General features: G+C 71.7%; 8 protein-coding genes. 4 read left to right on the forward strand and 4 right to left on the reverse strand.

What is annotated here, in order from left to right; translation table 11 throughout:
- Positions 1-199: 199 nt before the first annotated feature.
- Positions 200-670 carry a MarR family transcriptional regulator gene (locus ACFVGY_RS36350; protein WP_385686472.1) on the forward strand — a complete coding sequence of 157 codons (471 nt, stop codon included), beginning with the start codon at positions 200-202 and terminating at the stop codon, positions 668-670.
- A gap of 131 nt (positions 671-801) precedes the next feature.
- Positions 802-1650 carry a Bax inhibitor-1/YccA family protein gene (locus ACFVGY_RS36355; RefSeq protein ID WP_385686434.1) on the forward strand — a complete coding sequence of 283 codons (849 nt, stop codon included), beginning with the start codon at positions 802-804 and terminating at the stop codon, positions 1648-1650.
- A gap of 168 nt (positions 1651-1818) precedes the next feature.
- Here the strand turns inward: ACFVGY_RS36355 and ACFVGY_RS36360 are convergent, their stop codons facing one another.
- Positions 1819-2049 carry a DUF4287 domain-containing protein gene (locus tag ACFVGY_RS36360; protein ID WP_360630580.1) on the reverse strand — a complete coding sequence of 77 codons (231 nt, stop codon included), beginning with the start codon at positions 2047-2049 and terminating at the stop codon, positions 1819-1821.
- 101 nt (positions 2050-2150) lie between these two features.
- Between ACFVGY_RS36360 and ACFVGY_RS36365 the strand changes: the two genes are divergently transcribed.
- The gene (locus ACFVGY_RS36365) at positions 2151-2513 is read left to right on the forward strand and encodes a hypothetical protein (protein WP_385686436.1); all 363 of its coding nucleotides are present in this window, start codon (positions 2151-2153) and stop codon (positions 2511-2513) included.
- Here ACFVGY_RS36365 and ACFVGY_RS36370 read toward each other — a convergent pair.
- The 3 genes from ACFVGY_RS36370 to ACFVGY_RS36380 form a co-directional block, all read right to left on the reverse strand.
- Entirely contained in the window at positions 2497-3309 is an 813-nt protein-coding gene (locus ACFVGY_RS36370; protein WP_385686475.1) for a hypothetical protein, read from the reverse strand. The two genes, ACFVGY_RS36365 and ACFVGY_RS36370, sit on opposite strands and share 17 nt — an antisense overlap.
- 283 nt (positions 3310-3592) lie before the next feature.
- Positions 3593-4813: an acetyl-CoA C-acetyltransferase gene (locus tag ACFVGY_RS36375; RefSeq protein ID WP_385686439.1), complete on the reverse strand. Its 1221-nt coding sequence runs from the start codon at positions 4811-4813 to the stop codon at positions 3593-3595.
- Positions 4814-5365: 552 nt separating this feature from the next.
- Positions 5366-6388: an SGNH/GDSL hydrolase family protein gene (locus ACFVGY_RS36380; protein ID WP_385686442.1), complete on the reverse strand. Its 1023-nt coding sequence runs from the start codon at positions 6386-6388 to the stop codon at positions 5366-5368.
- Between the two features lie 124 nt (positions 6389-6512).
- Between ACFVGY_RS36380 and ACFVGY_RS36385 the strand changes: the two genes are divergently transcribed.
- A complete protein-coding gene (locus ACFVGY_RS36385) occupies positions 6513-7898 on the forward strand; it encodes a cystathionine beta-synthase (protein WP_385686478.1) in 1386 nt (461 codons plus the stop codon).
- Positions 7899-8007 lie beyond the last annotated feature (109 nt).

Below are 8007 nucleotides of genomic sequence, written 5' to 3' on the forward strand. Positions count from 1 at the left end.
CGACTGTCAGTTCTACCGGGGCTCCGCTTCCTGCGTCAGGCCATCACCAACGCCACCGTCCCACCAGCACAAACACGCTTAACTTCACGGCCTTGTCCTTTAGGGCGGGGAGCACGTCAACTCAAGCGCGGTTCGGTTCCTACGGTCGGTCCTGTCGGACCAGCCCCGGAACGGACGGAAGGAAGGCGCGGTCATGGCCATGGAGTACTCCCACGGCGACGCCGAACTGATCGAGCAGCCCATCGGTTATTGGAGCTGGGCGGCCTACCGGGCCGTCGTCACCCGCACCCGGGCCGCCCTCGCCGGCATCGGCACCACCCAGCCGCAGTGGTGGGTCCTCGCCCAGGTCGCCGGCGCCGGCGCCGACGCCCGGGGCGGCATGCCCCGCGCGGAGGTCTCCCGCATCCTGCGGGACTACCTCGACACCGGCCGGGAGGCGCTGGAGGCGGAGATCGACACGACCATCGTCCAGGGGTGGCTCACCGAGGACGCCCTCGGGGTGCTCCGCCTCACGGCCGACGGCAGGGCCTTCCACGCCGAAGCCGCCGCGCTCCAGCGCGAGCTGTGGGAGGAGCGCCACGAAGGCGTGTCCGACGAGGAATACCTGATCACGCTGAGGACGCTCCAGCGGTTCATCCACAACACCGGCGGAAGGGCCTGGCATCACTGACACGCGGTCCCCATTACCCCCTGCGGTTGGCCGGGCCTTCTCCTAAGATCCTCCTCCAGCAGTAGAGTCATTTATTTGCTAACGCATTACTCTTGATGCAAGGCCGCGCACGGTGGCCATGGAGGAGTGAGATGAGGAGCAGTAACCCGGTCTTCTCGCGACGGGGGTTCAGCCGCGACAACGGTGCATACGCGGGCATTGACGCGCAGTACCAGCAGGCCGGGACCAACCCGTACGCGACGAATCCTTACGCCACCGACCCGACCACCGGGATGCCGCAGGCTCCGGCCCGTGCCAACGCGATGACGATGGACGACGTCGTGAGCCGTACGGCCATGACGCTCGGCACGGTCATCCTGACGGCCACCCTGGCCTGGCTCGCCCTGCCCGTCGACCCGGCGAACCTGGGCAAGTCGTACGGCATCGCCATCGGTGCCGCGCTCGTCGCGATGGTCCTGGCGCTCGTCCAGGTCTTCAAGAGCAAGGCCTCCCCGGCGATCATCATCGGTTATGCGGCCTTCGAGGGCGTCTTCCTCGGCGTCATCAGCGCGGCCACCAGCACCTACATCGGCGCCGGCGTGGTCATCCAGGCCGTGCTCGGCACGATGTGCGTCTTCGCCGCCGTGCTGATCGCGTACAAGATGCGCTGGATCCGCGTCACCCGCCGCTTCTACGGCTTCGTGATCGCCGCCGCCATGGGCTTCATGCTCCTCATGGCCGCCAACCTGCTGTTCTCGGTCTTCGCGGGCGGCGACGGCCTCGGCTTCCGCAGCGGCGGCCTCGGCATCCTCTTCGGCATCATCGGCGTCGTCCTCGGCGCCTGCTTCCTCGCCCTGGACTTCAAGCAGGTCGAGGACGGCATCACCTACGGCGCCCCGCGCGAAGAGGCCTGGATGGCCGCCTTCGGTATGACGATGACCCTGGTGTGGATCTACCTGGAGCTGCTGCGCCTGTTCCAGCTCATCTCCGGCGACGAATGACCGGGCCGGGGCCCCACCGGGCCCCGCACGGCACGGCACGCACGCCGTGGCACGACAGGGGAAGGCCCCGCGAGCACCGCTCGCGGGGCCTTCCCGCGTCGTGGAGGGAGAAAGGGATCGGCGGGGGTCGGGGACCGGACGGGGGATCAGGGGCCGCACGGAACGGGCTCAGCCGAACCTGCGGGCCGCCCTGCGCAGGTCGTACTCGTGGATGATCGCCTTGGCCTGGCCGTACGAGAGCTCGTGCGCGCCGCGCAGCCAGCTCACCTTCTCCTCGAACCGGACCAGGGAGGGGCCGTCCTCGACGGTCCGCAGCCATTCGGCGAGGTCGCGACCGGTGGTCTGGGGGATTCTGTCGATCATGTTGCGGTGGGTCTGCTCGGAGAACTCTACGGACATGGGCGCCTCCGGAAGGTGTGCCGTGCTGTTCTCTTCACGTCACCGTGCCGGAGAGTTCGCCCGTTGGCAATGGTGCCGGGGCGGCGCGTAAGGTCGGCCGCGTGCTCGATACCTCGCCCCTGACCGTCGCCGTGGAGCGGTTCGCCGACCGGCTGCGGGCCATGCCCCAGAGCCGCCTGCAGCAGGGAGCCGCCGCCGAGGCCCTCCGGCTGGCCCGGGAGCTCTCCGCGCGGGCCCAGCGGCTGGAGGAGCCCCATCGCGCGGCTCCGGCACGTGAGATTCCGGATGCGGGGGTCTTCGTCGTCGGGGACCAGGTCGCGGTCGCCGGAGCGGACCTGGCGGCGGCGCTGCACGCCGCGGACGCCGCGGACGCCGACGCCCGGGAAACGGCGACGGCCCCGTCCGGGATCCTGGACGAGGCCGTGCGGCTGGTGGAGCAGGCGGAAGTCAGAGCGACGCGATGACGCGGTCCGCGAGGATGTAGACGTTGTTGTCCGGATCCTGCGCGTCCCCGCCACAGGAGAAGGTCAGCGCGTAGGCGCCGGAGATGCCCGATCCACCCAGCAGGACCGGCGCCGTGCCGGAGCGCAGCGCCTCCGCGAGTCGCTCCGCCGTCTCCCGGTGGCCCGGGGTCATGCACAGCGTGGTCCCGTCGGTGAACACGTACACGTCGAGCGTGCCCAGCGGGCCCGGGCGGACGTCCGCGAGGGCCGTACGGGCCTCCGCGAGCTCCTCCAGGCGGCTGACCGTGCGCTCGTGGTCGGCGCCGGCGGCCGCGGGCTGGACCGGCACGAAGTCCGGGTGCGAGGGGTGGCGCCGGCGGGCGGCGGCCAGCTCGGGGGAGTCCTCGGGGTACTCGTCGGCGATCTCCTCGCCGAGTACGGGCTCCAGGCCCACCAGGTCCGCCTGGCGGGGCAGGAAGACGGCCGGGGTGTCGTCCCCGAGCCCGGGCAGACCGCCCAGCAGGGACGGGGCGTCGGCGGCGTCGCGGGCCTCCTGCGCGGCCCAGAAGGCCCGCGCCTCGGCGAGCTCGCGCTCGCGCTCCTCGGCCAGGGCCTCGGCCACGGCGGCCCGTATCTCGGCGGCAGGGGACTCCACGGCGTGGCGGGCGTGCGGGACGCTCGCACCGCGCGACTGGGCCGGAACGGCCAGCTCGCCGCGCAGGGCCGTGACCTGCTTGCGCAGGCCGTGGACAGCGTGCAGCGCAGCAGCGCCCACGGCCGCAGCGACGGCCGTGGTCAGCAGCAGGGCAAGAGACATGGCGCTCACTGACTAACTCCTGATGTGACTCGATCCCCCGACTTCCTACATCAGAGTGTCCTGACATGGGAATGGCGTGCAGTGCATTACGTCACGAAATGGACAGGGCTTTCGTCACACCAGACATGGACCCCCCTACCCTGACCTGGGGAAATATCAAACCCCCAGGACGAAGGTCACATCCTGGGGGAATTTCGGTCACGGGTCGGCCGCGAGGGGATTGGAACCGGCGTCAGTGGGCCGCAAGGGATCAAGCAGACCCCTTGCGGCACCGGCCCAGCCCCTAGCTCAGCCGCTCGATGACCATGGCCATGCCCTGGCCACCGCCCACGCACATGGTCTCCAGGCCGAACTGCTTGTCGTGGAACTGGAGGCTGTTGATGAGGGTGCCGGTGATGCGGGCACCGGTCATGCCGAACGGGTGGCCGACGGCGATGGCGCCGCCGTTGACGTTCAGCTTCTCCAGCGGGATCTCCAGGTCCCGGTAGGACGGGATGACCTGGGCCGCGAAGGCCTCGTTGATCTCGAACAGGTCGATGTCGCCCACCGTCAGACCGGCCCGCTTCAGAGCCTGCTTCGAGGCCTCGACCGGGCCCAGGCCCATGATCTCGGGGGAGAGCGCGGTGACACCGGTGGACACGATCCGGGCCAGCGGGGTCAGACCCAGCTCCCGCGCCTTCGTGTCGCTCATGATGACCAGCGCCGCGGCGCCGTCGTTGAGCGGGCAGCAGTTGCCGGCCGTGACCAGGCCGTCCGGGCGGAAGACCGGCTTCAGGCCCTCCACGCCCTCCAGCGTCACCCCGGCGCGCGGGCCGTCGTCCTTGCTGACCACGGTGCCGTCGGGGGTGGTGATCGGGGTGATCTCCCGCTCCCAGAAGCCCTTCTTGATGGCGTCCTCGGCCAGGTTCTGCGAACGCACGCCGAACTCGTCCATGTCCCGGCGGGTCACGCCCTTCAGCCGGGCCAGGTTCTCCGCGGTCTGGCCCATCGCGATGTACGCGTCCGGGACCAGGCCGTCCTCGCGCGGGTCGCGCCACGTAGAGCCCTCGGACTGGGCGACCTCGGCCGTGCGGGCCTCCGCCTCGGCGAACAGCGGGTTGTGCGTCTCGGGCAGGCCGTCGGAGCTGCCCTTGACCGAGCGGGAGACCGTCTCCACGCCCGCGGAGATGAACACGTCGCCCTCGCCCGCCTTGATGGCGTGCAGGGCCATGCGGGAGGTCTGCAGCGAGGAGGAGCAGTAGCGGGTGATGGTGGTACCCGGCAGGTAGTCCATGCCCATCTGCACGGCGACGATACGGGCGAGGTTGTGGCCCTGCTCGCCGCCGGGCAGACCGCAGCCGAGCATCAGGTCGTCGATCTCCCGCGGGTCCAGCCCGGGGACCTTGGCCAGGGCGGCCTGGATGACCGTCGCGGTCAGGTCGTCCGGGCGGACGTCCTTGAGGGACCCCTTGAAGGCGCGCCCGATCGGGGACCGGGCGGCGGAAACGATGACTGCTTCGGGCATCGGGGCTCCAAGGGTGAGTTGCGGCTCATTACGGACCGGATGCGAAGTTACCGGCCCGTACGGTCGGGGTCACCGGCTTGCCGGTGTGATGCCGGTCGCTCCGCGGGTGGGCGGGGGCTCGCCGGGCTGGTGCCGGGGCTGCTGCGCCCCGGGGCCCCGCCCCCCAGCATGCCCCCTGGCACCGCTCCCGCAGCTCTCTGGGGGCCTCGGGTGGGGTGCTCGGCTGCGGGCCGTGGCCGGTCGTTCGCGCAGTTCCCCGCGCCCCTGGATGGTGCCCCGCAGGGCCCCGCTCGGCGGAGCCGGGTTTCACGCACGTGCGCCGCCGCGGGGCGCATGCCAGGGGCGCGGGGAACTGCGCGATCAGCCCCCACGGTCCGCGGTCGAAGTTCCTGCCGCCGGCATGTGCCGCGCTCGCAGGGCGCCGCTGCGGGGAGGGTGCTGCAGGGGCGCGGGGAACTGCGCGGTCAGCACCCCACGGCCCGCAGGGCGGAGGCGGCGGCGCGGGCGAGCGCGAGGCGGGCCGGGTCCGGCGTGGGGCGGCGGTCGGGGGCGTCAGGCTTCGGCGGGGCTCGGCTCCGGCGACTCCGCAGGGACCCGCCGCCGGCGGCGGTGCTTCAGCAGGGCCCACGGGCCGCGCGCAGCGGTGACCTCGGTGCCCGCCTGCCCGGCGGCGGCCGATGCGGCCTTGGCCACCGGCAGCATGTCCTCGTTCCGGGCGAGGTCCAGCCGGTCGGACTCCGGCCACAGGGACAGCGCCGCGCACACCGTCGGCAGGATGGCCATGGCCGCGGTGGCGTACCCCTCCGCCGAGGGGTGGTAGGAGTCCGGGCCGAACATCTCGCGCGGGTTGGCCGCGAACTCGGGGCCCAGCAGGTCGCCCATCGAGATCGTCCGGGCGCCCAGGGCGACGACCCCTATCGTCTGGGCGGCGGCCAGCTGCCGCGAGACCCGCCGGGCCAGCCACCGCAGCGGCTGGTAGACCGGTTCGATCGTGCCGAGGTCGGGGCAGGTCCCCACGACCACCTCGCAGCCCGCCAGCCGCAGCCTCCGTACGGCCGAGGTGAGGTACCGGACGGACTGCGTCGGCGGCATGCGCCGGGTCACGTCGTTCGCCCCGATCATGATCACGCACACGTCGGGGGCCGGCGCTTCCTCGTCCCCGTCCAGCAGCACCCCGACCTGCCGGTCGAGGTCGTCGGACATGGCCCCGGACAGGGCCACGTTCCGTAGCTCCACGGGCCGCTCGGCCACCGCCGCCAGCCCCGAGGCCAGCAGGGCAGCCGGGGTCTGCCGCGCCCGGTGCACGCCGAGTCCGGCGGCCGTGGAGTCGCCGAGCATGGCGAGCCGCAGCGGGCCCGGCCCGGGGCAGCCCGGGCCGGCCGCGGGACCGCCGAAGTCGCTCCCGTAGAGCCCGTCGGCGCGCGGGGGGTCGCCCAGCCCGGTCCCCACCGTCTTCTTGGCGAACTGGACCTCCGCCAGCACCAGCCCGACGGCGGCGACCCCGACCAGCCCGAGCCCGCCTCCGCCGTACGCCGCTCCCGCCGCGATCCGGCGGGCCGTCCTCGCTCTGGACACCCTGCAAGCCACCTCCCGGTCTTGTTGACCTTCCTGCCCCGTACTCCCTGTCGGCCAATCCCTTTCCGCATACTCTGGCCATGTCTCCCGGAGAACCCGTGGAGTCCCGTCACTGGAGAACATGGTGCAATTCCACGACTCGATGATCAGCCTCGTCGGCAACACCCCGCTGGTGAAGCTCAACCGCGTGACCGAAGGCCTTCAGGCCACCGTCCTTGCCAAGGTCGAGTACTTCAACCCCGGCGGCTCCGTGAAGGACCGGATCGCCCTCCGGATGATCGAGGCCGCCGAGGAGAGCGGTGCCCTCAAGCCCGGTGGCACCATCGTGGAGCCGACCAGCGGCAACACGGGTGTAGGACTCGCCATCGTGGCCCAGCAGAAGGGCTACAAGTGCATTTTCGTGTGCCCCGACAAGGTTTCCTTGGACAAGATCAACGTGCTGCGGGCGTACGGCGCCGAGGTCGTGGTCTGCCCGACCGCGGTCGACCCGGAGCACCCCGACTCGTACTACAACGTTTCCGACCGCCTCGTCCGTGAGACGCCCGGCGCCTGGAAGCCGGACCAGTACAGCAACCCGAACAACCCCCGTTCGCATTACGAGACCACCGGTCCCGAACTGTGGGAACAGACTGAGGGGAAGATCACGCACTTCGTGGCCGGCGTCGGCACGGGCGGCACGATTTCGGGTACCGGCAACTACCTGAAGGAGGTGTCCGGCGGCAAGGTCAAGGTCATCGGCGCCGACCCGGAGGGCTCCGTCTACTCGGGCGGCTCCGGACGCCCGTACCTCGTCGAGGGCGTTGGCGAGGACTTCTGGCCGACCGCGTACGACCAGAACGTGGCCGACGAGATCATCGCGGTGTCCGACAAGGACTCCTTCCAGATGACCCGCCGGCTGGCGAAGGAGGAGGGCCTCCTCGTCGGCGGTTCCTGCGGCATGGCGGTCGTCGCCGCGCTGCGTGCCGCGGAGGGCCTCGGCCCGGACGACGTGGTCGTCGTCCTCCTCCCGGACAGCGGCCGCGGCTACATGAGCAAGATCTTCTCGGACGAGTGGATGGCCGGGCACGGCTTCCTGGAGGAGGCGGGCCCGTCCGCCCGCATCGGCGACGTCCTCGCCGACAAGGAGGGCGACATGCCCTCCCTGGTGCACATGCACCCGGAGGAGACCGTCGGCGAGGCCATCGAGGTGCTGCGCGAGTACGGCGTCTCGCAGATGCCGGTCGTGAAGCCCGGCGCGGGCCACCCGGACGTGATGGCCGCCGAGGTCGTCGGCTCCGTCGTGGAGAAGGAGCTGCTGGCGGCGCTGTTCGCGCAGCAGGCGGCGCTGTCGGACCCGCTGGAGAAGCACATGAGCGCGCCGCTGCCGCAGGTCGGCTCCGGCGAGCCGGTCTCCGACCTGATGGCCGCGCTCGGCGAGGCCGACGCGGCGATCGTGCTGGTCGAGGGCAAGCCGACCGGTGTGGTGAGCCGCCAGGACCTGCTGGCCTTCCTCGCGAAGAACGCCAAGTAAGTCAATACCTGACGCGGGCGGGCGGGGCGCGGCCGCCCCCGGCGCGCGGGGGGCCCGGGGCGCGGCGGAGGCCGGGGCGCGCGGACGGCGGGGGCAGCCGCGCACGGGC

It is taken from the genome of Streptomyces sp. NPDC127106, assembly GCF_042677605.1.
In the GTDB taxonomy this organism is placed as follows: Bacteria; Actinomycetota; Actinomycetes; order Streptomycetales; family Streptomycetaceae; genus Streptomyces.

Excerpts from the sequence above, each read along its gene's own strand:
- ACFVGY_RS36350 (WP_385686472.1), top strand. The coding sequence starts at position 200 with ATGGAGTACTCCCACGGCGACGCCGAACTGATCGAGCAGCCCATCGGT.
- ACFVGY_RS36355 (WP_385686434.1), top strand. The coding sequence starts at position 802 with ATGAGGAGCAGTAACCCGGTCTTCTCGCGACGGGGGTTCAGCCGCGAC.
- ACFVGY_RS36360 (WP_360630580.1), bottom strand. The coding sequence starts at position 2,049 with ATGTCCGTAGAGTTCTCCGAGCAGACCCACCGCAACATGATCGACAGA.
- ACFVGY_RS36370 (WP_385686475.1), bottom strand. The coding sequence starts at position 3,309 with ATGTCTCTTGCCCTGCTGCTGACCACGGCCGTCGCTGCGGCCGTGGGC.
- ACFVGY_RS36375 (WP_385686439.1), bottom strand. The coding sequence starts at position 4,813 with ATGCCCGAAGCAGTCATCGTTTCCGCCGCCCGGTCCCCGATCGGGCGC.